The following is a 24,337-nucleotide window of genomic DNA, read 5'->3' as shown; positions in this document are numbered from 1 at the left end:
GGCCGCGCTAGACCGGCTGGTGCGCTTCGGCATTGGCGACTCTTCCCTTTCCTTGCGCGTGTTCGGTGCGGTGGCTGCGCAGCGCGGTGGCTATACAACCCAACGCGAAGACCGCCAGCACCAACGGAAGCCAGAGCCGCCACAGTAGACGTTCGGCGTGCAGTTGAGAGTTGGCTTTGAGTTGCGCGGTGACCGACTCGTCGTCAATAGTCGCCCAATCGGTGGGTAGCCCGCCGAGGCTGACTGTCTTCGGCGCTGCAAGTCCGCCGCCGCTGAGGACGGCGGTGCGGTTGCTTGTCGCCTGCGCGCTCAGTACCGAATCATCCTGAGCGCGAACGGTGTACACGGTACTGGTGGCCCATCGGACGTGAAACGGGCCCGGGGTGCGGGATGCGGACACTCCCACTGGAAGGCGGCCGCCGGTCAGACCCGCCAGCTCGGCCAGCGTGGCGGTCGGGGCGCCGTCGGCGGGTGCGGGCAGAGTCGCCTGCCACACCCGGACCGGCACGCCGTCCACTGAATCCGTGCCGGCGGCGACGAGCGCGACGGTACCTGCCGGTCCGCCGTCAGTGGTGATCGAGAGCGAACGACCACTCAGCGTCCCGGCCAGCGACACGGTGCCGGGGCGGCCGCGATGGTCGGTCACCGTGCGCGCGTGCGCGGCGGGTGTGGAATTTCGGGCCGGCACCGCGATCAGCAGCACCGCCGCGACGATGATCAGCACCCCGGCGGTGGCCACCAGCAGCCTGCGACGGACAGTGGCGTTGGCGACGCTGCGGGCGGGCCACAGGAAGATCGTCAGCACCGGTACCGCGTAGAGCAGCCAGCCGAGCACCTCGACGCGCCGCGGATCGGCGGGTATGCCGAACAACCCGGTGATGAACGCGCCACGCACCGAACTGCCCGGGATCCAGGACGACAGGTCGAGTACCTGCTGCTGCCCGATCGCCACCCAGCCGGCCTCGTGGGCGGTCCGCAATGCGCTGAGCACCAGCCCTGCGGCGATGAAGACGAGGAACGTACCGGTGATACGGAAGAAACGGCTCAAGTTGAGAGTCAGGCCGCCGAAGTACAGGCCGACACCGAGTGCGATTGCCACCGCGATCCCTGTCACCCCGCCGATGACAGCCGCCCAGTGGCTGTCGTGCGACGCCTGAACCGTAGCCAGCAGAAAGACCGCCGTCTCGAAGCCCTCCTTCAGGACCGCCAGGAAGGCCATCAGCGCCAGCGCCAGGAAACGGCCCCGGCCGAGAGCGTCTCGGGCCTCACGTTCGAGGTCGCCCTTGAGCCGGCCCGGGTTGCGGTTCATCCAGATGATCATCGAGGTCACGAACACCACCGCGACCGCCCCGATGACGGTTTCCATCATTTCCTGCTGTCGCTGCGGCAGCGCCGCCGACAGCAGATCCAACCCGACCCCGACGCCCACACTGAGCAGAAACGCGAGAGCCACGCCGGCAAGCATCGGCCGGATCGACCGGCCGTTGCGCTTGAGGAAAGCGGCGACGATGCTCACGATGAGCGTCGCCTCCAGGCCCTCGCGCAGGCCGATCAGGAAGGTGCCGATAAACACGCCGTTCACTTAGCACAGCCTAACTAGGTGCTGGGCATCGCTGAAATCACGCGGAGGCCCTTTGCTGGCCGCACCGTCCCCGCCGTCACAAGCGTCACCCCAGTCACGGCTTGAACCCACTCGGGCGTCATGATGTCACCGTGGCACAGCAGTGTGACAAGACGCGTGTGCTGACCCGGCAACGTCGCGCTGGAGTGGGATTGTCGCTCGGAGCCGGGCAATCGTCTGCACACAGCCGGACGGTGACTACTGGGACGCGAGTGACGGCGCGGTCCCCGGTGCGGGAGCCTATCCGGTGATCACCGGCAAACTCGACCATCCCCGCACACTGCTCGTGTGCGCCTTCTGTGCGGCGGCATAGTCGATTTCCCATGTCGGCCACCGCTTGATGACCTCTTCGAGTGCCACCCGCGCCTGCATGCGCGCCAGCGCCGAACCCAAGCAGAAGTGCAGACCGTGACCGAAGCTCAGGTGTCCCCCACTGCGATGGATATCGAACCGCTCACCGTCGGGGAATCTGCGCTCGTCGCGGTTGGCAGAACCGTTGAGCAGCAACATGATCGAGCCCTCAGGGATCAGGGCCCCGTGACACTCAACGTCGCGCGCCACGTAACGTGCCTGCACCGGTGACGGCGCTTCGTAGCGCAATACCTCCTCGATCGCTCCCGGAATCAGCGACGGATCCGCCACGATCTCGCGACGTTGGTCAGGATGTTCGGCCAACAACTGACCGATGAAGCCGATCAGCCGGGTCGTCGTCTCGTTGCCCGCTCCGGCGATCATGCTGGTGTACATCAGCACTTCGGTGCGATCCAGCCGCCGCACCACCCCGTTCTCCTCGATCTCGGCGTTGAGCAACTGGGTCATCACGTCGTCGGAAGGATGCTCCATCCGCCAATCGATGTATTCGGAGAACACCTCATAGCTCTTCTCGAACAAATCGTCGTCGATCGCCCGAAATGTGCCCTCGCGCAGGTTGATCGCCCGCCCACCCCGATCGCGGATATCGGCCTGACTTTCCTCGGGGATGCCCAGCAGGTAGCCGATGGTGCGCATCGGAATCATCGCCCCCAGGTTAGCGATGAAGTCGAAGCGGCCCGAACCGACCAGCGGGTCGAGCGCCCGCACACAGAAGTCTCGGGTGAGCGGTTCGATCGCCTCCATCCGCCGCGGTGTGAAAACCCGTGACAGCAACCGGCGATGCAGATCGTGCAGGGGCGGATCCTCGAACAGAATCACACCGGGCGGTACCTGGATACCGCTCATGATTATGTCCATCGTGGTACCACGGCCCGACCGGTAGGTCTCCCAGTTCGTCAATTCGGGGGCGACATCCTCATACCGGCTCAGCGCATAGAAGTTGAACTTGTCGTTGTAGTACAGCGGAACCTCGTCGCGCATCCGCTTCCAGATCGGATACGGGTTGTCGTCGATGTCGAAATCGAACGGATCGTAATAGATCTCGGTCGTCGTCATGCAGTCCCCGCGGCGAGCGGACGAGCGGCTTCGGGCACTACGACCTCACCGACCCGCTTCAGATATGGCCACGCCACGTCCGGCGGCACCCCGCCGCACAATGGCGACAGGGTCAGCATCTTGCCGGACCGGATTCGCGAAACCGCTTGTTCCACCGTTATTATCACGTGCGACTTACCCGTCTCGCGCAGCTCGTCGACGGTGTCCACATGCGAGAAACCAGCCGACGTCTCGTTGCCGGGATTCCACGCGGCATAGGTGCGCGCATCGTGCAGCAGGTGCTCTCCGAGCTCCGACCACGCCTGGTCCACGTCATCGGCGACGAAGGTAACCGACGGCGTATTGCGATCGGGGAAGAACGCCGGCCCCGGTTCGAAACCGTGCTTGCGACAGGAGTTCTCGTAGGCCTCCCGCATACCCGGGACATTGCCGTTGGCAAGCATGCCCAGCCCGTACCTCCCGGCGCGCCGCGCGGCGGCCAGACTGCCGCCGCCCCACATCATCGCCGGGCCGCCGGGTGTCAGCGGTTGCGGAGTCACCGCAATCCGACGCCCGTCCTGCACGACCGTCTCACCGGCGAGCAGACGGCGCAGCAGACCCAGCTTCTCATCGGCCAGCCGGCCCCGGTCACCCAGTGCCAACCCGAACATCTCGTACTCCTCGGGCCGGTATCCGAGCGCCATGATGTAGGACGCCCGCCCGGCGCTGGAGATGTCGAGGACTGCCATGTCTTCGGCCAGTCGCACCGCGTCGTAGAACGGCAGGATCAGGATCAGGCTCAGCGCCAGCCGCTCGGTGCGCGCCGCTATCGCCGAGGCGAGCAACAACGGAGACGGCAGATACCCGTCCTCAGAACCGTGGTGCTCGCAGACCACAGCGGCCAGGGCGCCGTGACCCTCCGCCCAGGCGCACATCGCTGGGGCGGCGGCATAAAGTGCCGTCGGATTCGCCCCGAACGCCGGAGCCCGCATGTCGAAGCGCAGCGTGTACACGCCATCTCCTAGACAACCTAATATTTGTGCCACGTACGCTACGTCGGCCTGGCGAGCGGGGTCAACAGCTAGTTTGAAACTAACATCTGGTCCGGATATTGTAACGTCCATCGAGCAACCACCTGGGAAAAGAGGAAAGATGACGACGGCGTCAGACTTACTAGGCTACGAGGGCAAAAGGGTATTGGTGGTCGGTGGAGCGACCGGCATGGGCGCAGCCGCCGCACAGATCGCCAAGGACCTCGGCGCGCATGTCACGGTGATGGACTTCGCGTCCGTTGACTACGACGCCGACAAAGTGATCTCGCTGGACCTCAGCGACCAGGACTCGATCGACCGGGCGGTCGACGAACTCGACGGGCCCGTCCACTCACTGTTTTCTGCCGCGGGCGTCGCCGACGGACCGAAGCTGATGCAGGTGAACTTCATCGGGCACCGCCACCTCATCGAGCGGTTGTTCGCCAAGGATCTGCTTCCCCGGGGCTCGGCCATCTGCTTCATCTCGTCGGTCGCCGGGATGGGCTGGGAGAACGACCTGGAGCTGGTGCAGGACTTCCTGGCCACGCCCGACTACAAGTCGGCGCACGACTGGTGTCAGGAGCGCGAACCGCAGGGCATCATCCACTACGGCTTCAGCAAAAAGGCGATCAACGGCTATGTCGCATGGCAGGGCTACCACTTCCAGAAGAAGGGTGTGCGGATCAACGCTGTCTGCCCCGGTCCCACCGACACCCCGCTGGCCCGCGCGAATGCCGACCTGTGGCTGACTTTCGCGCAGGACTACCGCGACGACACCGGCAGCGCGACGCTGACACCCGAGGACATCGGCAAAGCGATGATCATGCTCAACAGCGCCGCGTCGGGTTCTATCAACGGCATCACGCTCAACGTCGACCAGGGCCACGCCATGTCGTCGATCACCGGATCGTTCGCGCCCGGCAAGGCGATCATGGACCTGATCACCGGACGCGTTCAACTGGCCTGATCAGTCGAATGCGTTCCGCGGCAGGGTCATCGGCACGTCCAGCGAGCTGAGCAGGCCCGCTTCAGCGGCGACCACGTAGGGCACGGCGATGACGACGCGCATCGCCGTCGACGTCGTGGACACCACGTCGATCCTTTCCTGGTGAGAAACTGCAGCCGCTGTTCCGTGCCGTCAACCTGACGTTTGTTCAGCATTGCCTGGCTCCCGCGAGCCGAGGGGGCGGGCAAGCGTTCAACTAAACTGCCGCGAGTGACGGCTAACCCGCTGGAGGAATTGGCTCTCGAGCAGTTGCGCCACCGCACCAGCATGAAATGGCGCGCCCACCCGGCCGATGTGTTGCCGTTGTGGGTCGCGGAGATGGACGTCCGGCTGGCGCCGTCGGTGGCCGACGCTATCCGGCGGGCGGTCGACGCCGGCGACACCGGATACCCGCACGGCAAGGCGTACGCCGAGGCGGTGAGCGAGTTCGCCGCGCAGCGCTGGCAGTGGGCCGGGCTGTCGGTGGGCCGTACCCGCGTCGTCCCCGACGTCATGCTCGGCGCTGTCGAGATGCTGCGACTGGTCACCGACCGGGGTGACACCGTCATAGTGAATTCCCCGGTGTACGCCCCGTTCTACGCGTTCATCTCGCACGATGGCCGGCGCGTGGTCGAAGCGCCCCTGGGCCCGCAGGGCCGAATCGACCCGGATGTGCTGGCGGATACTTTTGCGCAGGCGCGTAAGTCGGCAGGGGCGAGGGGGAAAGTCGCTTTTCTGTTGTGCAACCCGCACAACCCGACGGGTGCGGTACACACCGTCGCCGAGCTGAGCGGTGTCGCCGAACTTGCCCGCCAGTTCGATATCCGCGTGGTGTCCGACGAGATTCACGCTCCGTTGGTCTTGGCCGGGGCGCGCTTCACCCCCTATCTGAGTGTGCCCGGAGCGGACAACGCTCTGGCGCTGACGTCTGCGTCCAAAGCCTGGAATCTGGCCGGCATCAAAGCGGGGCTGGCCATCGCCGGGCCGGAATCGGCCGCCGACCTGCGCCGGATGCCCGAGGAGGTGGGCCACGGCGCCAGTCACCTGGGGCTCATCGCGCATACCGCGGCCTTCGGCACCGGCGGCGACTGGCTCGACGCACTCCTGACCGGGTTAGACGAAAACCGTTCGCTGCTCGGCGATCTGGTCGCCGAACACCTGCCCGCAGTGCGGCTGCTGCGCCCGGACGGCACGTATCTGGCCTGGTTGGACTGTCGCGAACTCGGCATCGAAGACGCGCACAGCGCGGGGGTCAAAGTGGTGGCCGACCTGTCCGGGCCGGCACGCTGGTTTCGGGACCGGGCCCGCGTCGCGCTCAGTTCCGGACACGTGTTCGGCACCGGTGGATCCGGTCACGTCCGACTCAACTTCGCTACCTCGAAAGCTATTCTGACCGAAGCGGTTTCGCGGATGGGACGAGCGGTGCGCGAGCGCCGCTGAATTGCAGCCGGTGCGAGTCGTTCGTCGATCACGAGTTCCGGGTGACGGCGAGCACCGCCGCGGCGAACTCGGGACGGCACACCACCAGGTCCGGCAGTCTCGGATCGGACTGGTTGTAAGCCAGCGCCGACCCGTCGATACGCGAGGTGTGCAGACCTGCTGCCCTGGCGACGGCCACCGGCGCTGCGGAGTCCCATTCGAACTGGCCCCCGGCGTGCACGTACACATCGGACAAACCTTGCACGATCGACGCTACTTTTGCTCCGGCAGAACCCATTTCGACCAGGGTGCCGTCCAGGGCATCCCGCACGGCCAGCGCGATGGCAGGCGGACGGGTGCGCGACACCACGATGCGGGGCTTGTCGGGGGTGGCGGGCGGTGGCACGACCTCGGGCGTTGCCAGGGTAAGGCCCTGCGCCGGCAGCGCGACGGCGCCGGCCACCAGCTCACCGGCCTCCCAGAGGGCGACGTGGACCGCCCAGTCGGTGCGCCCGAGTTCGGAGAATTCGCGGGTGCCGTCCAGCGGGTCGACAATCCACACCCGCTGCGACCGCAACCGGACCGGGTCGTCGGCGCCCTCCTCGGAGAGCACTGCGTCGTCGCCGCGCTCACGGCTCAGTGCCGTCATGAGAAAATCGTGAGATCGCTTGTCCCCCGCGGCCTTCCGTTCACCGGCCTCCGCGTCGGCGAACTCCGCACGCACGCCGAGCAGCAATTGGCCTGCGTCGGTGGCCAACTGCGCGGCCAGGTCATGATCGTTCATGCCACCAGCTTTCTCAACAGGGAAATGTTGGCAATGTTAACCGTCTTTACCTGGCTACGCGTGAGCGCACTCAGAGCCCGAACTGGTCTTCGATGACGCCCAGCCAGATCTGCGCCGCGTCGATCGCCACCTTTTCGCTGATGAACGCGTGCTGGGTGCCGGTGTAGATATCGCGGAAAGCACGCTCCAGGCGGCTGCCTTCGCGGATCGAACTGGTGCCCGCGACCAGGTGAGCCCATTCGGCGCACTCGCGGGCCGTGTCGGTGGCGTACACCGCTGCCGCGCGCATATCCGCGCGCAGGCTCGGACTGAGGTCGGCACCGGCGGCAACCGCGGATTCGGCGGCGGTGAAAGAGTCGAGAACCAGCAGACGCGCCGCACGCCAGGCCGAGACGTGGTGTGCCAACCCCTTCTGAAAGGTGGGTCGGCTGGCCAACGACGCCATGTCGCTCATCCGGAATTTCGTCGCAGCCAGATCGGTGACGTCGTCGAGCATGCTCTTGGCAACCCCGAGTGCCCAGGAGGCGTGTCCGGCGGCGGTCACCGGCATCAGCCCCATCCGGGCAGCCGGCGAGGTTCCGCGCTGCGGCACCCGCTCGAACAGCGCGAACGTGCGTCCGGCCGGCACGAACACGTCCTCGACGCTGTAGTCATAGGACCCGGTGCCCTTGAGCCCCTGCACGTGCCAGCCGTCGTTGAACCGGATCTCCGCGCGCGGCATGACAGCCACCTGCATGTCAGGGATGCCGTCGCCGATCCAGCGCATCTCGCCGTTGTCCATCGGGAAGAACCCCGCCGCCACGTACTGTGCATGGCCGGTGCCCGAACCGAAGCTCCAGGCCCCGCTCACCCGGTACCCGCCGTCGACGACGATGCCCTGTCCGTTGGGGAAGAACTGGCCGCCCATCGTGACGTGGTTGTCGTGGGCGGTGAACACTTCGGCGAAGCCGTCGTCGGGAAGATAGGTGGCCGCAGCGAACCGCGACGGCAGATTGGCGATCCCGATCCAGCCGAAAGACCCATCCTGCCAGGCCATTTCGATCCACGTTTCGATCATCTCGGCTAGTGACGGCTCGCTGCCACCGGCCTCGGGCGGACTCAACGCCGTCATCAGCCCGCTGGCCCACAGCTCGTCGACGATCGCGTCGGTCAGGGTGCGGTTCCGTTCGGACGCCGCAGCTTCGGCTTGTACCAACTCGCGCATCCGCTGCGCCTGCGCCAGCACCGATTCACTCTTGATCGCGGTCATTCGTCTGTCCTATCAGCATTACTCGGGGAACCCGAACATCTGCACCACCTCGTGGTCGCGGCCGGCCGTGTAGCCGCCGTCGACCGCAATGGCCTGACCCGTCACGAACGACGCGTCCGGCGACACCAGGAAAGCCGCCATTGCCGCGACCTCCTCGGGCCGGCCCAGCCGCTGCAGAGCGTGCTCGCGGGTGATCGAAGCGCGCGGGCCCTCCATCCCCGGCATACCGAAAACGCTTTCAGCTAGCGGGGTTTCGATGAAGCCCGGGCAGATCGCGTTGGCCCGGATCCCACTGGGCCCGTAGTCGACCGCGATGTTCTTGGTGAGCAGCACCACGCCGGCTTTGGCGGCGTTGTAGGAACTGCCGCCCGCGGTGCCCTCCAGACCCTCGACACTGGCCAGCGTCACGATCGAACCGCGCTCGCCGTCGACCCGGGGTTGTTCGATCATCCTGGCCAATGCCGCTTTGGCCACCAGAAATGTGCCGGTGAGGTTGACCGCGATGACCCGGTCCCACTCGGATCGGGGAAGCAGGTGAACGGGGCCGCCACCCGCGACACCGGCGGAATGCACCATGCCGTCGAGGCGGTCGGGCACGGCGGCGAACACCGAGGCGACCGCGGCCTCGTCACTCACGTCGGCGGCGACGAAGCGAAACCGCGGTCCCAGATCCGGCGGTGCCGCCAGGTCGGCGCCGACGACAGTGCCCCCTTCGTCGAGCAGTCGCCGCGCGGTGGCCAACCCGATGCCCGATGCGGCCCCCGTCACGACGAATGTGCGCGAGCGTGCTCGATCCGGCATCGTCAGCTCTCCAGGTCGTTGGCGCAGCGATTCAGAATCGCCTGAAAGCTCAGCCGCAGCAGCGGGCGACTGACCTTCTCCATCAGCTTGCCGCCGGCATACACCGGGTGGGTGTAGTTGGTCAGCCAGTCCACCTGGGTGCCATCGCCGGAGGGGGTGAAGGTCAAGGTGCCGCCCTCGTGATCGAATCCGGGGACCGAGCGCACGATCAGGTAGGTGTAGCTGTGCGGCCGGTCGTAGGCGGTGATCTCTTCGCGGAACCACATACCGGTCCCCCACACTTCCCGGACCGCGCCCGCACCCTCGGCCAGTGAGTTCTTCGCCCACCCCGACGTGATCACCAGCGGAGCCGCGACCAGGGCCGCCGGGTCGGCCAGCCAGTCGAAGACCTGTTCCACGGGTGCGGCGATTCGGCGTTCCACGCGAATTTCGACCATGGCCACTCATGCTAGACGCCGGCGCTGCCCGGCTATTGCCCGCTGGTGCAACGGCATTTACCCCTGCCGATTCCGGTTACACCCTGCGCCAGGGGGGAACGACATGAACCGTGAGCAGCAAAACCGTCGCCATCACCGGCGCGACCGCAGGCATCGGCCGCGCCACGGCGCTCAAGTTCGACGAGGCGGGTTACCGGGTGGCCGCGTACGGCCGTAACCGGAAGGCGCTCGACGAGCTGCGGGAACAGCTGCGGCCCGAGGCGGTGGTGGACTCCCTCGAGGTGCAGGACCCGGACGCCTGGGCCACCCGGCTCCGCGAACTGGCCGAACACACCGGCGGCACGTTGGATGTGCTGATCAACAATGCCGGCATCCTCAAGGCCGGCCGCTTTGTGGACATATCACTGCCGGATCAGCGCAGCATCATCGACGTCAATGTGGGTGGAACGCTGAACGGCTGCCATTCGGCATATCCATATCTGCGCGCGACGCCCAACGCTCAGGTCATCAACGTGTCGTCTGCGTCCGCCATGTACGGTCAGGCCGAACTCGCGACGTACTCGGCCTCCAAGTTCGCGATCCGCGGACTCACCGAAGCGCTCGATTTGGAATGGGCTGCCGACGACATCCGGGTGTGTGCGGTGTGGCCGCTGTTCGTCGACACCGGAATGGTGGACGGTGTGGACACCGGCAGCACGCGCACGATGGGAATTTCGCTCACCGTTGACGACGTCGCCGACACGATTTTGAAGGTCGCGCAGGGCCGGCCCCGGCTGCCGCATGGGCCGCACTATGCGGTCGGCAGGCAGGCCAAGGCACTGATGACTATCGCCAACGCCGCGCCGACCTGGATGCTGCGTGAGATCAACCGCCGCGCCACCGGCGTTTAACGCGTGAGCTTGTCGAGCGGGTTGGACCGTTCCAGCATGCCGAAGGTTTCCTCGCCGTCCCAGCGATAGCGCACCCCCGCCTGCTGCACCGCGGGGAAGCTGGACGTCTCCTGCTTGAGCGCCTGCATCGAATACATATCGTCGTTGTGGTGGATGTCGTGGGTGGTGAACACCGTTTGCCCGTCGATTGCGACGGTTCCTTCGGCTGTCTCCAGCACCAGTGACACGTCGTCGGGCCCCGGTTCGAGTCGGGTCAGCCAGGGTGCTTGCACCGCGCGTGCCGGTATCAGCGTGCCGGAGCCGCTGAACACAAATCCCTCGTTGTAGCTCGGCTGGCCGTCCGGCCGCGGCGGGTAGGCGATGTAACCGAATGCCTTGCCGCTGGGGAAGACCGCGGACTGCCAGCAGTGCCCCCAGAATCCGGCGAGCTTGCGCACCCCTTGTCTGCGGATCCGCAATCCGCTTCCGGTGAAACGTTTTTCGGTTGCAGCGACCGATACCCGCCCGACAGCGGTGAACAGTTGTTCGTAGCGGGGGCCACCCATCATGTTGCCGATCGAGTCCTGCAGCTGCAGCGCGGCGTCGGTCCGCAGCGCACCCTGCACCCAAGGCGGAACGGCCATGGTGGCCTCGACGTGAAAGCTGATAACGACCGTCGGGCCGTCTCTGCGGCCTCGGACCAGATCGGCGGACGAAGTCTGCACCGCGGGACCGTCGTAGCTCATCGTCCAGGTCTTGAACGGTTCGATGCACTGAAACACCAAGCCGCCGGCGCCGAGCACCGTGGGTCGGCCGGCATTGTCCAGCGCCGGTAGCGACGTGCCATTGGTCCGCAGCCGGTACACGCGCCCGTCGGGGAACGCGACATTGACCTGAATGTCATGGGCGTCCCAGTTGGCGGCGACCGCTTCGATACCGATACGCGGCAAGCCCAGTTCGCCGCGGTCGTCGACCACCCACAAGCTGACCGAGTCACGCATCTCGGGGTCGTCGGGGCGTTGCGCGAAGACGAGTTCGCGGGCCGGGTCGATACCGCCGGTCAGGTCAATGGACATGGGAATCCTTGACATTGGCGGTCCAGTTCCGCGCGGCGCCGACGTATCCGGCGAAAAGTGCTCGCAGCTCGTCGAAGTCGATGCCGAACGCCGCCGGGTCTGCGTGCGACGGCGGTTCGCGTTCGGCGGCCGCTGCCGCCCACCAACTGTGCATGCGCGCTTCGAACTCCTCCCCCACCGGCAACCCCAGCCAACCGTACAACTCGGTGACCACACCGATCGGATCATGTTGCATGGCAACGAAATCGATGTCGTAGAAGCGCTCGTCGGCATCGTCCGCGCGGAATTCCAGGACCCGTTGCATGCCGCGCGACCAGTGTTCGACGTTGAGCCGGCCGATGTACTTGAGGTCGACGTCGTCGCTGAACGACCCGATGATGTCGGCGTAGAGGTCGGCAACCGACAAGATGACGTCGGTGGGGTCGCGGTGTGTCATCACAAACCGTGCGTCGGGAAAAACCGCATTCAAGGCGTCGAGCCACAGCACGTGCGACGGACACTTCAACCGCCAAGGCCGGTGCGGCTCCCCGAATTGCAACAGTTTCATCACCCGACGCTGATAGCGGTACGTGGACGTCAGATCCGCCGAGTCGACCAACCACGATGAATAGGAGGGTATTTCGGCGAACGACTGAAAGATGTGCGACGTGAAATTCAACGCCATCAGCTCGTGGCATTCCATCGGACCGTGGACTGCGGCCGGCACGTGGTAACGGGTGCCGACCATTTCGCCCTTGTTGGGCGGGATGCGTGGGTCGGGTCCCCGCACCGTCGCGGGCGGCGGGCACGGCTGCGACGACTCCCACCGGCGCAGATAGCGCACCTCGGGATCCTGGGCCAGCAACATCGACAACGCCGTCGAGCCGGTACGCGGCAGCCCCAGTCCGATCACTGGCTGCACCAGCGGCACGTCGTCGATTTCGGGGTGCCGCCGATACCAGTCCTCGACCTGCAGACGCTGTGCGAGATAACCGACGATGCGCTGCCGCAAAAACGCCTGTCCCCGGTCGTTCAGCCGAGCTTCGCGGTCGAGTGCGGACAACAGGATAGCCAGACCGTCGCGGAATGATTCTGCACCGAAGTCTTTCAGGCCGGTCTGCGCGCGGGCCTCGCCGAGCACCTGATCGATGGAGGGCACACGGCCGACGATAGAGCCAGAGCGGTGCGGTCGGTAATACCGATTAGGGAATACAGCCATGCCAAGTTTGTATGGCTAGTCGGTCGGTCACACTGGGTGCATGACCTCCACTGCAATAGCTCAGCGTGACTCAGCCCAGAAAACCGCATCCCGGATGGGTGCGGGTTTGGTCGGCATGGGGATCCTGCACTTCGCCGCACCCAAACCGTTCGACGAGATCATCCCGGTCGAACTGCCCGGAACCGCGCGGTTCTACACTCACGCTTCCGGCGTCGCGGAGGTCGGCATCGGGGCCTTGCTGCTTGCGCCGCCAACCCGGAAACTCGGGGCGCTGGCGGCCGTCGCGCTGTTTCTCGGGGTCTTTCCCGGCAATGTCAACATGGTCCGGCTGTGGTGGGACAAGCCGTGGTACATGCGAGCCCTCGCCATTGCCCGTCTGCCGCTGCAGATTCCGATGATCACCGCCGCGCTCAAGGTTTACCGCAACAGTTAGGTTCGCGACCCGACGCGGTGCAGGGTGCCGTCCGGGTCCACATAGGCGAACTCTCGTAATCCGTACGGAGTTTCGCGCACCGGGTGCAGCCGGCCGCCGAGACCGTCCAACGCTTTCCACTGCGCGTGTAAGGCATCGGCGTCACTGACGTACAGGTAGACACCGGCGGCGGTGGTCAGCGGATCGTGTTCGGCCCACTCGGTCAGGTGCAGGGACACCGATCCACGGTCGACGAAGCCGTAGCGGTCGGGGCCGTCGTAGGCGCGGGTGTCGAAACCGAGCCGGCGGTAGCGGTCCAAGGCGGCCGCGAGGTCGCGCACGGGCACGATCGGCGCCACTGAGGTGAATTCGACGTCAGGCACCTCGGCAGTCTGTCACCTGGCTCGGAGCCACCGGATTCGGTAGCCCGCTGTCACCGAACGCATCGGCGCCGCTTACCGTAACTTGCGGGAGCAGCACACAACAGGAGACAGCAGAGTGGCACTGACTACGAAGTTCACCGAGGCGTTCGGCGTCGAGCACCCCATCGCCCAGGGCGGCATGCAGTGGGTCGGGCGCGCGGAATTGGTTGCCGCCGTTGCCAATGCGGGCGCATTGGGTTTCATCACCGCGCTCACCCAGCCGACACCGGCAGATCTGGCCAATGAGATCGCCAAGACCCGCGACCTGACCGACAAGCCGTTCGGGGTGAACCTGACGATCCTGCCGGCGATCAACCCGCCGCCGTACGACGAATACCGCCAGGTGATCGTCGAGGCGGGCATCAAGATCGTCGAGACTGCCGGCTCCAACCCGGCACCGCATCTGCCGATGTTCCACGACAACGGAATCAAGGTGCTGCACAAGTGCACTTCGGTGCGCCATGCGGTCAAAGCGCAGAGCCTGGGCGTCGACGGCATCAGCATCGACGGCTTCGAGTGCGCCGGCCACCCCGGCGAGGATGACATCCCTGGCCTGGTGCTGATCCCGGCGGCGGCTGACAAGATCGAGATCCCGATGATCGCCTCCGGCGGTTTTGCCGATGCCCGCGGCCTGGTCGCCGCCTTGGCGCTGGGTGCCGACGGCATCAATATGGGTTCGCGCTTCATGTGCACCGCCGAATCGTGTATCCACCAGAACGTCAAGGAGGCCATCGTGGCCGGCGACGAGCGCGGCACCGAGTTGATCTTCCGCAGCCTGCGCAACACCGCACGGGTGGCTTCCAACGTGGTGTCCCGCGAAGTCGTCGAAATCCTGAAGGACGGCGGCCAGTTCGAGGACATCAAGGACCTGGTGGCCGGCACCCGGGGCCGCAAGGTGTTCGACGACGGTGATGTCGACGCCGGCATCTGGAGCGTCAGTACAGCCATGGGTCTGATCAACGACATCCCCACCGTCGGCGAACTGGTGACGCGTATCGTCAGCGAAGCAGAGGAACTGATTTCGGGCCGGTTGGCCGGCATGACCTCGGCAGCAGCCCCGGCTTCGGCCTGACATCTCGGCGCCGGCCAGGCGCTCCAAGAATCTTTCAAGAATCCTTTTAGGTCCCGGCGAGAACGTTGCGTCGATAACAACACCGCAACGACTCATCTACCCACGCCATTACGACGGCCACTTCGGGCGGCTTCGTCGAAAAGGGAACCTGAAATGACCGACATCGCGCACCCGCTGCCTCCTGACCTGCGCGAGCGACTCGCCGAATTGGCACCGCTGCTCGACGCACTCACCGCGACCGCGATCAGCGGCGAGGTCCCCGGACCTGAACTGCTGGCCGCCACCGCGGCAGCCAGACCGTTGTTGTCGGCACTGGCGCAGGACCCCAACGACGGCGAACCCTACTCGCGGTCGATTTTGCGCGTCGACGACCGGGTGGAGATCATGCTCGCCCGCTGGCGACCGGGCCACCGGTGCGCCCCCCATGACCACGGCGGCTCCAGCGGCATCGTCATCCCCGTCACCGGGCGGTTCCACGAACGCCGATTCGACTGGGCGGGAACACAACTCGCGGCTACCGAGGAGACCACGCGGCAGCCGGCGGCGGCGATCACGATTTCGCCCGACGTCATCCACGACATGGCGGCCGAGACCGACGGCATCACGCTGCACCTGTACAGCCCACCACCGGCCGGCATGCGAGTGTTCGACATGGAGCACCGCGAGGCGCTCGAACTCGTCGGCGACTACGGCGCCTGGATCCCAGCAGGCGACCATCCCCGCATCCCGTTCGCCGCCATCGCGCCGAAAACTCAGACCAAGCCGGTCATCTGGGTGGGATACACCACCCACTACCGCGGCGGTTCGGCGGAGTTCGCCGTGGCGGCCGCCACCATGGGACGCGAATTGTCCGCCGCACACCCCGAGGCCGAAGTGATCGTCTCCGGTCTGCGCCACAAGACTGAGTTTGAAACCGAACTCGCCTGGCTGGCGCTGTGCGGTCGGGTGCTCAGTCAACTGCACCTGATCGGCCATGCGGGCATGTACGGCCCCATGTTCGGTTCCACGGAGTGGCCTGAGCAGTTCTCACCGCACGAATGGCGGGCCATCACCATTCCGTTCACCCCCGACGGACGGGCTTACTTCCACGCCTGCCGAACCGCGCGCTGGTTCGCCCCGTTCTTCGCCGACGTGTTCGGGGTGTCCGCGTTCGGCAACCACAACTACACCACCGTGTCCGCTCGCAGGGACCGGTTTGCGTGGGCGGGCCGTCAACCGGCGGCTCGCCCGAATCTTTACCTGATCGCGGCTCCGGGCAAGAAGTCGCACGGGTGGTCCGGAAGTATGCGCAAGTATCTGGGTTGCGCCGCCGAACCGATGATGGAAAGTCGGCCCGCCGCAACCCATCCCGAGCGTTCGTACGACCGGGTGGCTGAACTCTACGACCGCGCCTACGCCGACATCCGGGTCCGCGACGCGGAGTGGAAGTGGGTGGCCAATCGGATTGCCGCGGTCCACGACGACCTCGGCCGCCGCGTTCGGGTGCTCGAGATCGGTTGCGGCAACGGCGCTCTGCTGCGCGCCCTGGATGACAACGGCCACATCGACTTCGCCGTCGGCGTGGACAGTTCGGCTGGCATGCTCGCCCGGGCACGCGAGCGCAGCCACGGCCGCGGCAGGCTGCGCTTCGGCAAGGTCGACGGACCCGTGCTGGACGTGCCTGACGATCACGTGGACGTGGTGGTCTCGTTCCTCTCGTTCCGCTACCTGGATTGGGATCCGGTGATGGCCGAGATCCGCCGGGTGCTGGCTCCCGGTGGTCGATTGTGGGTGGTCGATATGGTCGAAAAACCGGCCCGGATGCGCGATCTACCGGTGCTGGCCCGCTCGGCCGCCGCACACGTGCGCACCCGACGCACCCGGCCTCAGTTCGTCACCGATCTGGCCTCCCTGACCACCCACCCGGATTGGCAGAACATGCTGCAACACAACCCAATTCGTGCCGAGCACGAGTACCGGTGGTATTTCGGCAGCCGTTTCCCCGACAGCCGACTGCACACATTGACAGCCACCATGTCCGCGCGGGTGCTGGCCTTCGACTCCGGACCGTTGACGAAGGGGCAGACCGCGCCCCTGTCTTACCCGTGACGCCATGAGCCCGAATTCCTGCCTGGGCATCGTCGATTGGGGTATCGGCGGTGTCGGCCTGCTCAAAGCCCTGGACCGGTCGGTGCCCGGCCTGCCGGTGCTGTACTGGTCGGATGCCGGTGTGCTGCCGTATGGCCGGATGACCGCCGATGAGTTGACCGATCGGCTGTTGACAGTGGTCAGCGCACTGGCCGAGCGAGGCGTGACCGAGGTGGCGCTGGCCTGCAACGCTGCCAGCACGGTGACGCACCGACTGGGCGCCGCCACGGTTCCGGTGCGGGGAATCATCACTCATGGGTTGGCCTCGGTTCCCAACGAGCTGGACCGCGTCGGGGTGGTGGGCGGGCGGCGCACCATCACCGCCGGTCACTACCGCCGCGGACTCGCCCGACCCGGGCGGGTGGTGGTGTCCCGAGTGGCACAGCCGCTGTCCGCGCACATCGAAGCCGGTCACACCGGCTCCCCGCGGTTTCGGGCGGATTTGGCCAAAATCGTGGCGCCGCTTCGTCGAATGGACGCCTTGGTGCTGGCCTGCACGCACTACCCCGCTGCCGCCCGCTGGTTCGCGGACGCGCTACCGCAGACCCGGCTGATCGATCCGGCCGAACACATGGCCGCCGCGATCGCCGCGCGGTATCCGCAGTTGCAGCAGGCGGCGCCGGCCACCCGACTTTTCCTCACCTCGGGCGACCCGGAGGCGATGCGGCGCGGCGCGGCGCGGGCCTGGGGCACCGTCCTGACTGCTGCCACCGTCGGGTACCGAGACCCACCCGCCGTGGCCTGCTGACCCGGCGGATTACCTGGGCCGCGCCACGATCACCGGCGTGTGCACCGAATGCACCACCGCGTGGCTGACCGAGCCGAGCATGAGCTGGGCGATCCAGCCGCGGCCGTGGCTTCCGACCACCACCAGTTGCGCCGAGCGGGACTGATCGATCAGCTCGCGGGCCGCCCGGTCCCGGACCACCCGGCGTCGCACGGTGACATCGGGATAGCGCTCCTGCCACCGGGCCAGCCGCTCGCCCAGGATCTGTCCCGCTTGTGACTCCAGCTCCGCCCAGTCGAACCCGCCGAGGTCGAGAACCTCGCCGTCGCTCCAGGCGTGCACCGCCACCAACTCGACACCACGACGCGACGCCTCGTCGAACGCGATGTCGGTGGCCAGTTCCGAGACCTCCGACCCGTCGATTCCGACCACCACCGGAGCATCGGCGGCAGGCGCGGGCTCCTCGTCGCGGACGATGACGACAGGACACTTGGCGCCGTGCATGACACCGGAACTCACCGAACCCAGCAGGACCCGCCCTACCACGCCCCGCCCGTTGCTGCCGACGACGATCCGCTCGGCCCGCTCGGACAGCTCGACCAGTGTCGGGACCGGCGGCGAGGTCTTCAGTTTGCTCGCGATCTGAATCGTCCGATCCGCGCCCACGGCCTCGTGCGCAAGGTCGACTGCCTGACCGAGTATCCGGCGGCCGTCGTCTTCCTGCCATACCGCCGCCCCGCCCGGCAGCGGTATCTGCGGAAACGTCGGCACGTAGGCATTGAGCATGTGAACCAGGGTCAACGGGACATTGCGAAGCGCCGCGTCACGGGCCGCCCAGACAACGGCAGCGTTCGATGACGGCGACCCGTCAACTCCCACGACCAAGCCCTGCCGCTCGACGGATGCGTTCATCTCATTCCTTCCTCACACTTCTCCAACACCGACATACCCGCTCAGCGGTACACCGCCGCCGCGCGTCTGCAACAGCATGGCAGGGTGACGGTGGTGCCCAACACTTCTGACCTCCGCGACATCGACACCTCCGCCGGTGTGTTGCGCTACTACGACTCGGCCAACGACGGCGCACCCACCCTGCTGTTCCTACACGGCTCGGGCCCCGGCGTGACCGGGTGGCGCAACTTCTGTGGTGTACTGCCCGCCTTCGCGGACCACTTCCGTTGCCTCATCCTGGAATTCCCCGGTTTCGGCGTTACCGACGATCTCGGTGGCCACCCGATGATCACCGCCCAGGGGGTGGTGGCGCCGTTCTTGGATGCGCTGGATATTGAGCGGGTACACATCATCGGCAATTCGATGGGGGGCGGGGTGGGGATCAACTTCGCCATCCGGCACGCCGACCGTATCGACCGTTTGGTGACCATCGGCGGCATCGGCACCAACACCTTCAGTCCCGGTCCCAGCGAGGGAATCCGACTGCTGCAGGAGTTCACCGAAGAACCGACCAGGCAACGACTCGTCGACTGGCTCAAGTCGATGGTGTACGACCAGGCCTTGGTGACCGAGGAACTCGTCGAGGAACGCTGGCAACTGGCCATCGATCCCCAGACCCTGGCCGCAGCGCGCCGCATGTACGGGAAGGCCGCGTATGCGGCGATGATGGCGGCGATGAGCGCCGCCGACCGACCGATGCCGTGGGCGGTGATGCACAAGGTGACCGCACCGACCTTGCTGACCTGGGGACGCGACGACCGGGTGAGCCCGCTCGACATGGCGCTGATCCCGATGCGCACCATTCCCAATGCCGAACTGCACGTATTCCCCAACTGTGGGCACTGGGCGATGATTGAAGCCAAGGCCGCGTTCGAGAGCACAGTGCTGGCGTTCCTGTCCCGCTAGTCATGGGCCCCGGCCGACGACACATCACTCTGCGTGCAGGGCGCAAAACTGCGGGAGCACGACACCGCCGGCGCAGTGTCAACGCCGGGGAAGCCGGTCGCTTCAGCGTTCGGCGCCGCACCGGTGATCAGGGCAACTTTACCGGCCAGTCTCATGTGGTCTTCTGCGTCAGACCGGCATCCACGACGAGCTGGGTGCCGGTGATGTATCGGCCCTGCTCGGAGGCGAGGAAGACCACGGCGTTGGCGATGTCGACCGGCTCGACCCACGGCACCGGCAACAGGTTGCGCGCCATCAGCACCTCGGCGGCGTCGGCTGCCGTCGGATTCTCCAGATCTGGACGCAGGCGACGGAAAGTATCGTCATTCAGCACCATCGGGGTCGCCACGGCGCCGGGATGCACCGTATTGACCCGGATCCTGCGCGCGCCGAGCTCGTTGGCCAGCGTGCGGGCCAGGCCGACCACGGCATGCTTGCTGGCGGTGTAGTGCGCGGTGTTGGCGGTACCCCGAATTCCGTTGGTGGAGCTGATGATGACCACCGATCCCCCGTCCGGGCCGAGGTGCGGCACCGACGCCCGGACCGTGTGCCACACCCCGGTGAGGTTGATGTCGAGTGTGCGTTGCCATACCTGCGGGTCCAGCTCCCATGACGGCGCGCCGGCGGTGTGGATCCCGGCGTTAGCGATCACCACGTCCAGCCGACCCACCTCGCTGACCGCGGCGTCGACGACACCGGTGAGCGCAGCGAGATCGGCGACATCAGCCAGGCCCGTCACGCAACGGCGACCACGTTCCTCGACTTCGCTTGCCGTGACGCGTAATTCGTCGGCGGCCTGCGGGAAGTCGAGCGCGATCACGTCGGCGCCTTCCTCAGCGAACCGGAGGCAGTGCACCCGGCCGGTCCCCCGCGATGCCCCGGTGACCAGGACGGCCCGGCCCGCCAAACCTGTGCTCATGGCGCCTTGAGGAGGTCGAATCCCTTGTAGCCGGCATCTGCGACCTCAGCGCAGATCTGGTTGTAGGTGGCGAACCCACCGACGAACAACATGAAACCTCGGGGCTTTCCGGGCACATTGGCGCCCATGTACCAGGAGTCGGCCTTGACGAACAGGGACGCGTCGGCGCGTCGCTTCAACTCCACGCCCCAACCGTCCACCGCATCCCGGGTGGGTTCCATTGCGGCATAGGCGTGGTCGTCGAGGTAGCCGATGGCGTCGGCGATCCAGTTCACGTGCGCCTCCGCGTGCAACACCATGTTCGCCAGTACGGCGGGAGCCCCGGGGCCCGAAATCACGAACAGGTTGGGGAATCCGTCGATGCCCAGGCCGAGGTAGGTACGGGGTCCGTGTGCCCAGTTATCGCGCAACGACACTCCGTCGCGACCGACGATGTCGATCTTGCCCAGCGCCCCGGTCAGTGCATCGAAACCGGTGGCGAACACGATCGCATCAAGGTCGTAGTGGCCGGCTGAGGTGTTGATGCCGGTGGGGTCGATCGATTCGATCGGGGTGGCGCGCACGCTGATCAGCGATACGTTCGGCTTATTGAAGGTCTGAAAGTAGTTGCTGTCGGTGCAGATTCGCTTGGTCCCGATCGGATGGTCGTTGGGAATCAGCAACTCTGCTGTCGCGGGATCGTCGATCACGGCGCGGATTTTCTCCTCGTAGAATCGGCGCGCCTCGTCGTTGGCCGTCACGTCTGTCATCTGATCCGGGAATGTCTTCGAATACAGCACACCGCCCAGCTGCCAACGCTTTTCAAAGGCAGCACGCCGCTCGTCGGGGCTGAATTCCATCGTCGGCTTCGCCGCGGTGAGGTGCGGCGAGCCGCCACCGCTGAGCCAGGACAGGCGGCGGCGTTCGGCGTAGCCGGCCTTGATCTCGGCGAGTTCTGCTGCGGACAAGGGCGCGTTGCCGGCCGGCACACTGAAGTTCGGGGTGCGCTGCAAGACGTAGAGATGTGCGGCCTGCTCGGCGATGATCGGAATCGTCTGAATGCCAGAGGATCCGGTGCCGATCACCGCGACCCGCTTTCCGGTGAAGTCCACGGGCTCGTGCGGCCAGTGTGCGGTGTGATAGACCTCGCCTGCGAAGGTGTCCAGACCGCTGACGTCGGGGATCATCGCATCCGACAACGGTCCGGTAGCCATCAGACAGAACCGCGCGGTGAATGTTTCCCCGGTGTCGGTGCTGACCGTCCAACGCAACGTCGCCTCGTCGAACACGGCCGAGACGACGCGAGTCTCGAATACGATGTCGCGGCGCAGGTCGAGCTTGTCGGCGACCCAGTTCAGGTAGCGCAGAATTTCGGCCTGGGTGGCGTACTTCTCGGTCCAGTCCCACTCCTGCTGCAGTTCATCGGAGAACGAGTAGCAGTAGTCGACGCTTTCCACATCGCAGCGCGCGCCCGGATAGCGGTTGTAGTACCAGGTACCACCGAGCGCCGGCGCGGCCTCGATCACCCGCACCGACAGCCCCTGGGAACGCAGCTTGTGCAGGGCGTACAGACCGGCGAATCCGGCCCCGACCACTACCGCATCCAGGGTCTGCTCATCGTCCACACCGTTCACCGTAGGACCTCCGCCGGGGTTGCGACGCATCTGGTCCGCTGACCGGGATTGCCGGTGAGTCGCAGCGCCCAGTGGAGTAGACACAGATGCAGCCCCACATACGTTAGGACGACAGCATGAGCGAGCGGGTACTTGACCGAGTAGTAGAGCTAGCCGACCAACTGCGCGAGCAGGCCACCGAGGCAGAGCGGATCGGCCGGCTCACCGACGACACCGTCAAGATGATGAAGTCGGTGGGGTTGATCCGGCTGCTGCAGACCAAGCAGTACCAGGGCTTCGAGGTGCATCCCCGCGAATTCGCCGAGACGACGATGGCAACTGCGGCACTGGATCCGGCGGCCGGCTGGATCGTCGGCGTGGTCGGCGTGCATCCCTACCAGTTGGCCTACGCCGACCCGAAGGTCGCCGCCGAGATCTGGGCCGACGACGTCGACACCTGGATGGCATCCCCCTACGCGCCGCAGGGCGTGGCCAAGCCGGTCGACGGCGGCTACCTGTTCAACGGACACTGGCAATTCAGTTCCGGCACCGACCACTGCGACTGGATCATCCTGGGTGCAATGCTGGCCGACTCCGAGGGCGTACCGCTGATGCCCCCGAAGATGATCCACATGATCCTGCCGCGCAAGGATTATCAGATCGTCGACGACTCGTGGAATGTGGTGGGGCTGCGCGGGACCGGGTCCAAGGACGTCGTCGTCTCCGACGCATTCGTGCCGACGTACCGGACCATGGACGCGACCAAGGTGATGGACGGCACCGCGCAGCGCGAGGCCGGGATGACTGAACCGCTCTACCTGATGCCGTGGTCGACGATGTTCCCCCTGGGCATCTCCGCGGCCACCATCGGGATCGCCGAAGGGGCGCTGGCTGCGCACCTGGACTACCAGCGGGAGCGGGTCGGCGCGACCGGGACTGCAATCAAGGACGATCCCTACGTCATGTACGCCATCGGCGAAGCCGCTGCCGACATCAACGCCGCGCGCCAGGAGCTGCTGGCCAACGCCGACCGCATCTATGACATGGTCGCCGCCGGCAAGGAGGTGTCCTTCGCCGACCGCGCCGCCGGCCGGCGCACCCAGGTGCGCGCGGTGTGGCGGGCGGTGTCGGCCGTCGACGAGATCTTCGCCCGCTCGGGCGGCAACGCCTCGCGAATGGACAAGCCGCTGCAACGCTATTGGCGCGACGTGCACGTCGGCCAGATGCATGCCATCCATGTACCCGGCTCCACCTACCACGCCTCGGCGCTCAGCTCGTTCGGCGTGGAACCGCCGATGGGGCCGCTGCGCGCACTGATCTGATCTGAGGAGTTGTCCGTGAGTGACTTGAAAAGCCTTGGCTACATTACAGTTTCGACCGCCGACATCGAGCGATGGCGTAAGTTCGCGTTCGGCGTGCTGGGGTTCGCCGAGGGGAAGGGCCCCGACCCGGATGCGTTGTACCTGCGGATGGATGAGCGGGCCGCCCGCATCATCGTCGTGCCTGGCGAGACCGACCGGGTGATCACCGTCGGCTGGGAGGTCCGCGACCGTGCCGCGTTGCGGCGGGTCAAGGCCGCGCTGGACGGCGCCGGCGTCCCGGTCAAGGAGTTGTCAGTCGGGGAAGCCGACGCCCGCCGGGTCGAAGAGGTCATCACCTTCGAGGACCCGGCCGGCACCACCCTGGAGGTGTTTCACGGCGCCGTGCTGGACCACAGCCCGGTCGTCACACCGTTCGGGGCGAAGTTCGTGACGGGCGACCAGGGCCTGGGTCATGTGGTCGTACCGGCGCGGGACCCTAACGGGTTGTTCGACTTCTACACCGAGGTGCTGGGATTCCGGTCGCGTGGCGCGTTTCGGATACCGCTGCCCGCCGAGTTCGGACCGATCCGGGTCAGATTCCTGGGCATCAATGCCCGCCACCACAGTTTGGCCATAGCTCCCGCGATGCATCAGCGCGACCCGGGACTGGTCCATGTCATGGTCGAAGTGGACACCCTCGACGCTGTCGGGCAGGCACTAGACCGCGTCAATGCCGACGGCTTCCAGGTGTCGTCCACGCTGGGACGCCACACCAACGACAAGATGGTGTCGTTCTATGTGCGTGCCCCCGGCGACTGGGACATCGAGTTCGGCACCGAGGGTATGCGCGTCGACGAAACCTCCTACACCGCAGAGGAAATCACCGCCGACAGCTATTGGGGGCACCAGTGGATCGACGAGCCGCCCGCGGCGATGCGGATGTAAGTGGCGCGAGGTGGCGCGAGCAGACGCAGAATCGCATCACAGGGCAA

The 24,337-nt window shown here is 66.2% G+C and carries 23 protein-coding genes and 1 pseudogene; 10 read left to right on the top strand and 14 right to left on the bottom strand.

Annotated elements, in window-relative coordinates:
- Nucleotides 1-7: 7 nt before the first annotated feature.
- The 3 genes from efeU to AC5Y6Y_RS00765 form a co-directional block, all read right to left on the bottom strand.
- Nucleotides 8-1,582, bottom strand: coding sequence for an iron uptake transporter permease EfeU (gene efeU / locus AC5Y6Y_RS00775; protein WP_499928941.1), 1,575 nt, complete (start codon nt 1,580-1,582; stop codon nt 8-10).
- Between the two features lie 279 nt (nt 1,583-1,861).
- A complete protein-coding gene (locus AC5Y6Y_RS00770; protein WP_463824626.1) occupies nt 1,862-3,049 on the bottom strand; it encodes a cytochrome P450 in 1,188 nt (395 codons plus the stop codon).
- Nucleotides 3,046-4,041 (bottom strand): LLM class flavin-dependent oxidoreductase, encoded by a 996-nt coding sequence (locus AC5Y6Y_RS00765; protein WP_463824627.1) that lies wholly within the window; start codon nt 4,039-4,041, stop codon nt 3,046-3,048. The genes AC5Y6Y_RS00770 and AC5Y6Y_RS00765 overlap by 4 nt, the downstream gene beginning before the upstream one ends.
- 139 nt (nt 4,042-4,180) lie before the next feature.
- Here AC5Y6Y_RS00765 and AC5Y6Y_RS00760 point away from each other — a divergent pair, with 139 nt between their 5' ends.
- Nucleotides 4,181-5,026, top strand: a complete 846-nt coding sequence (locus AC5Y6Y_RS00760; protein WP_499922831.1) for an SDR family oxidoreductase — start codon at nt 4,181-4,183, stop codon at nt 5,024-5,026.
- Here the strand turns inward: AC5Y6Y_RS00760 and AC5Y6Y_RS00755 are convergent.
- A pseudogene (locus AC5Y6Y_RS00755) lies at nt 5,027-5,137 on the bottom strand (dihydrodipicolinate reductase); the annotation flags it as partial. It lies immediately after the preceding gene.
- A 138-nt stretch (nt 5,138-5,275) separates the two neighbouring features.
- Here AC5Y6Y_RS00755 and AC5Y6Y_RS00750 point away from each other — a divergent pair.
- A complete protein-coding gene (locus AC5Y6Y_RS00750; protein ID WP_499928938.1) occupies nt 5,276-6,484 on the top strand; it encodes a MalY/PatB family protein in 1,209 nt (402 codons plus the stop codon).
- A gap of 28 nt (nt 6,485-6,512) precedes the next feature.
- Here AC5Y6Y_RS00750 and AC5Y6Y_RS00745 read toward each other — a convergent pair whose 3' ends face one another.
- The 4 genes from AC5Y6Y_RS00745 to AC5Y6Y_RS00730 form a co-directional block, all read right to left on the bottom strand.
- Nucleotides 6,513-7,247, bottom strand: coding sequence for a 3'(2'),5'-bisphosphate nucleotidase CysQ (locus tag AC5Y6Y_RS00745; RefSeq protein WP_499928936.1), 735 nt, complete (start codon nt 7,245-7,247; stop codon nt 6,513-6,515).
- Between the two features lie 70 nt (nt 7,248-7,317).
- On the bottom strand, nt 7,318-8,496 hold the full coding sequence (locus AC5Y6Y_RS00740) for an acyl-CoA dehydrogenase family protein (RefSeq protein WP_463824631.1): 1,179 nt from the start codon (nt 8,494-8,496) through the stop codon (nt 7,318-7,320).
- A gap of 18 nt (nt 8,497-8,514) precedes the next feature.
- The gene (locus tag AC5Y6Y_RS00735) at nt 8,515-9,297 is read right to left on the bottom strand and encodes an SDR family NAD(P)-dependent oxidoreductase (RefSeq protein WP_499928934.1); all 783 of its coding nucleotides are present in this window, start codon (nt 9,295-9,297) and stop codon (nt 8,515-8,517) included.
- Between the two features lie 2 nt (nt 9,298-9,299).
- Nucleotides 9,300-9,734: an SRPBCC family protein gene (locus AC5Y6Y_RS00730; RefSeq protein ID WP_499928932.1), complete on the bottom strand. Its 435-nt coding sequence runs from the start codon at nt 9,732-9,734 to the stop codon at nt 9,300-9,302.
- 110 nt (nt 9,735-9,844) lie between these two features.
- Here AC5Y6Y_RS00730 and AC5Y6Y_RS00725 point away from each other — a divergent pair, with 110 nt between their 5' ends.
- Nucleotides 9,845-10,624, top strand: coding sequence for an SDR family oxidoreductase (locus tag AC5Y6Y_RS00725; protein WP_499928930.1), 780 nt, complete (start codon nt 9,845-9,847; stop codon nt 10,622-10,624).
- Here the strand turns inward: AC5Y6Y_RS00725 and AC5Y6Y_RS00720 are convergent.
- Both AC5Y6Y_RS00720 and AC5Y6Y_RS00715 read right to left on the bottom strand, forming a co-directional pair.
- Entirely contained in the window at nt 10,621-11,679 is a 1,059-nt protein-coding gene (locus AC5Y6Y_RS00720; protein ID WP_499928928.1) for a DUF7064 domain-containing protein, read from the bottom strand. The two genes, AC5Y6Y_RS00725 and AC5Y6Y_RS00720, sit on opposite strands and share 4 nt — an antisense overlap.
- Nucleotides 11,669-12,817 carry a sulfotransferase family protein gene (locus AC5Y6Y_RS00715; protein WP_499928926.1) on the bottom strand — a complete coding sequence of 383 codons (1,149 nt, stop codon included), beginning with the start codon at nt 12,815-12,817 and terminating at the stop codon, nt 11,669-11,671. The genes AC5Y6Y_RS00720 and AC5Y6Y_RS00715 overlap by 11 nt, the downstream gene beginning before the upstream one ends.
- A 100-nt stretch (nt 12,818-12,917) precedes the next feature.
- On the opposite strand from AC5Y6Y_RS00715, the gene AC5Y6Y_RS00710 reads away from it, so the two are divergent.
- Complete coding sequence (locus tag AC5Y6Y_RS00710; protein ID WP_499928923.1) at nt 12,918-13,310, top strand: DoxX family protein; 393 nt, start codon at nt 12,918-12,920, stop codon at nt 13,308-13,310.
- On the opposite strand, the gene AC5Y6Y_RS00705 is transcribed toward AC5Y6Y_RS00710, so the two are convergent.
- Entirely contained in the window at nt 13,307-13,672 is a 366-nt protein-coding gene (locus AC5Y6Y_RS00705) for a bleomycin resistance protein (protein WP_499922820.1), read from the bottom strand. The two genes, AC5Y6Y_RS00710 and AC5Y6Y_RS00705, sit on opposite strands and share 4 nt — an antisense overlap.
- 115 nt (nt 13,673-13,787) lie before the next feature.
- On the opposite strand from AC5Y6Y_RS00705, the gene AC5Y6Y_RS00700 reads away from it, so the two are divergent.
- The 3 genes from AC5Y6Y_RS00700 to AC5Y6Y_RS00690 all read left to right on the top strand — a co-directional run bounded on the left by AC5Y6Y_RS00700 (nt 13,788) and on the right by AC5Y6Y_RS00690 (nt 17,658).
- Nucleotides 13,788-14,783: an NAD(P)H-dependent flavin oxidoreductase gene (locus AC5Y6Y_RS00700; protein WP_499928921.1), complete on the top strand. Its 996-nt coding sequence runs from the start codon at nt 13,788-13,790 to the stop codon at nt 14,781-14,783.
- A gap of 153 nt (nt 14,784-14,936) precedes the next feature.
- Nucleotides 14,937-16,871, top strand: a complete 1,935-nt coding sequence (locus tag AC5Y6Y_RS00695) for a methyltransferase domain-containing protein (RefSeq protein WP_499928919.1) — start codon at nt 14,937-14,939, stop codon at nt 16,869-16,871.
- Nucleotides 16,872-16,875: 4 nt separating this feature from the next.
- Nucleotides 16,876-17,658 carry a glutamate racemase gene (locus AC5Y6Y_RS00690; RefSeq protein WP_499928917.1) on the top strand — a complete coding sequence of 261 codons (783 nt, stop codon included), beginning with the start codon at nt 16,876-16,878 and terminating at the stop codon, nt 17,656-17,658.
- Nucleotides 17,659-17,667: 9 nt separating this feature from the next.
- On the opposite strand, the gene AC5Y6Y_RS00685 is transcribed toward AC5Y6Y_RS00690, so the two are convergent.
- Entirely contained in the window at nt 17,668-18,549 is an 882-nt protein-coding gene (locus tag AC5Y6Y_RS00685; RefSeq protein WP_463824642.1) for a universal stress protein, read from the bottom strand.
- 93 nt (nt 18,550-18,642) lie between these two features.
- Here AC5Y6Y_RS00685 and AC5Y6Y_RS00680 point away from each other — a divergent pair, with 93 nt between their 5' ends.
- The gene (locus tag AC5Y6Y_RS00680) at nt 18,643-19,494 is read left to right on the top strand and encodes an alpha/beta fold hydrolase (RefSeq protein ID WP_463824643.1); all 852 of its coding nucleotides are present in this window, start codon (nt 18,643-18,645) and stop codon (nt 19,492-19,494) included.
- A gap of 151 nt (nt 19,495-19,645) precedes the next feature.
- On the opposite strand, the gene AC5Y6Y_RS00675 is transcribed toward AC5Y6Y_RS00680, so the two are convergent.
- Together AC5Y6Y_RS00675 and AC5Y6Y_RS00670 are read right to left on the bottom strand one after the other, a co-directional pair.
- Entirely contained in the window at nt 19,646-20,452 is an 807-nt protein-coding gene (locus AC5Y6Y_RS00675; protein WP_463824644.1) for a mycofactocin-coupled SDR family oxidoreductase, read from the bottom strand.
- Entirely contained in the window at nt 20,449-22,095 is a 1,647-nt protein-coding gene (locus tag AC5Y6Y_RS00670; RefSeq protein ID WP_499928915.1) for a flavin-containing monooxygenase, read from the bottom strand. Before AC5Y6Y_RS00670 ends, AC5Y6Y_RS00675 begins: the two co-directional genes overlap by 4 nt.
- Nucleotides 22,096-22,181: 86 nt before the next feature.
- Between AC5Y6Y_RS00670 and AC5Y6Y_RS00665 the strand changes: the two genes are divergently transcribed.
- Entirely contained in the window at nt 22,182-23,366 is a 1,185-nt protein-coding gene (locus tag AC5Y6Y_RS00665) for an acyl-CoA dehydrogenase family protein (protein ID WP_463824646.1), read from the top strand.
- A 15-nt stretch (nt 23,367-23,381) separates the two neighbouring features.
- On the top strand, nt 23,382-24,290 hold the full coding sequence (bphC, locus tag AC5Y6Y_RS00660) for a biphenyl-2,3-diol 1,2-dioxygenase (protein ID WP_463824647.1): 909 nt from the start codon (nt 23,382-23,384) through the stop codon (nt 24,288-24,290).
- Nucleotides 24,291-24,337 lie beyond the last annotated feature (47 nt).

It is taken from the genome of Mycobacterium sp. NGS24 (assembly GCF_059813065.1).
The sequence above is the reverse complement of the archived record's forward strand: the minus strand, read 5'-3'. Positions and strand labels throughout refer to the sequence as shown.

What these genes read in the sequence shown, in the direction of transcription:
- AC5Y6Y_RS00665 (WP_463824646.1), top strand. Translation starts at nt 22,182, where the DNA reads ATGAGCGAGCGGGTACTTGACCGAGTAGTAGAGCTAGCCGACCAACTG.
- AC5Y6Y_RS00690 (WP_499928917.1), top strand. Translation starts at nt 16,876, where the DNA reads ATGAGCCCGAATTCCTGCCTGGGCATCGTCGATTGGGGTATCGGCGGT.
- AC5Y6Y_RS00760 (WP_499922831.1), top strand. Translation starts at nt 4,181, where the DNA reads ATGACGACGGCGTCAGACTTACTAGGCTACGAGGGCAAAAGGGTATTG.
- AC5Y6Y_RS00720 (WP_499928928.1), bottom strand. Translation starts at nt 11,679, where the DNA reads ATGTCCATTGACCTGACCGGCGGTATCGACCCGGCCCGCGAACTCGTC.
- AC5Y6Y_RS00740 (WP_463824631.1), bottom strand. Translation starts at nt 8,496, where the DNA reads ATGACCGCGATCAAGAGTGAATCGGTGCTGGCGCAGGCGCAGCGGATG.
- AC5Y6Y_RS00695 (WP_499928919.1), top strand. Translation starts at nt 14,937, where the DNA reads ATGACCGACATCGCGCACCCGCTGCCTCCTGACCTGCGCGAGCGACTC.
- AC5Y6Y_RS00670 (WP_499928915.1), bottom strand. Translation starts at nt 22,095, where the DNA reads ATGCGTCGCAACCCCGGCGGAGGTCCTACGGTGAACGGTGTGGACGAT.
- AC5Y6Y_RS00770 (WP_463824626.1), bottom strand. Translation starts at nt 3,049, where the DNA reads ATGACGACGACCGAGATCTATTACGATCCGTTCGATTTCGACATCGAC.
- AC5Y6Y_RS00730 (WP_499928932.1), bottom strand. Translation starts at nt 9,734, where the DNA reads ATGGTCGAAATTCGCGTGGAACGCCGAATCGCCGCACCCGTGGAACAG.
- AC5Y6Y_RS00735 (WP_499928934.1), bottom strand. Translation starts at nt 9,297, where the DNA reads ATGCCGGATCGAGCACGCTCGCGCACATTCGTCGTGACGGGGGCCGCA.
- AC5Y6Y_RS00675 (WP_463824644.1), bottom strand. Translation starts at nt 20,452, where the DNA reads ATGAGCACAGGTTTGGCGGGCCGGGCCGTCCTGGTCACCGGGGCATCG.
- AC5Y6Y_RS00710 (WP_499928923.1), top strand. Translation starts at nt 12,918, where the DNA reads ATGACCTCCACTGCAATAGCTCAGCGTGACTCAGCCCAGAAAACCGCA.
- AC5Y6Y_RS00745 (WP_499928936.1), bottom strand. Translation starts at nt 7,247, where the DNA reads ATGAACGATCATGACCTGGCCGCGCAGTTGGCCACCGACGCAGGCCAA.
- AC5Y6Y_RS00685 (WP_463824642.1), bottom strand. Translation starts at nt 18,549, where the DNA reads ATGAACGCATCCGTCGAGCGGCAGGGCTTGGTCGTGGGAGTTGACGGG.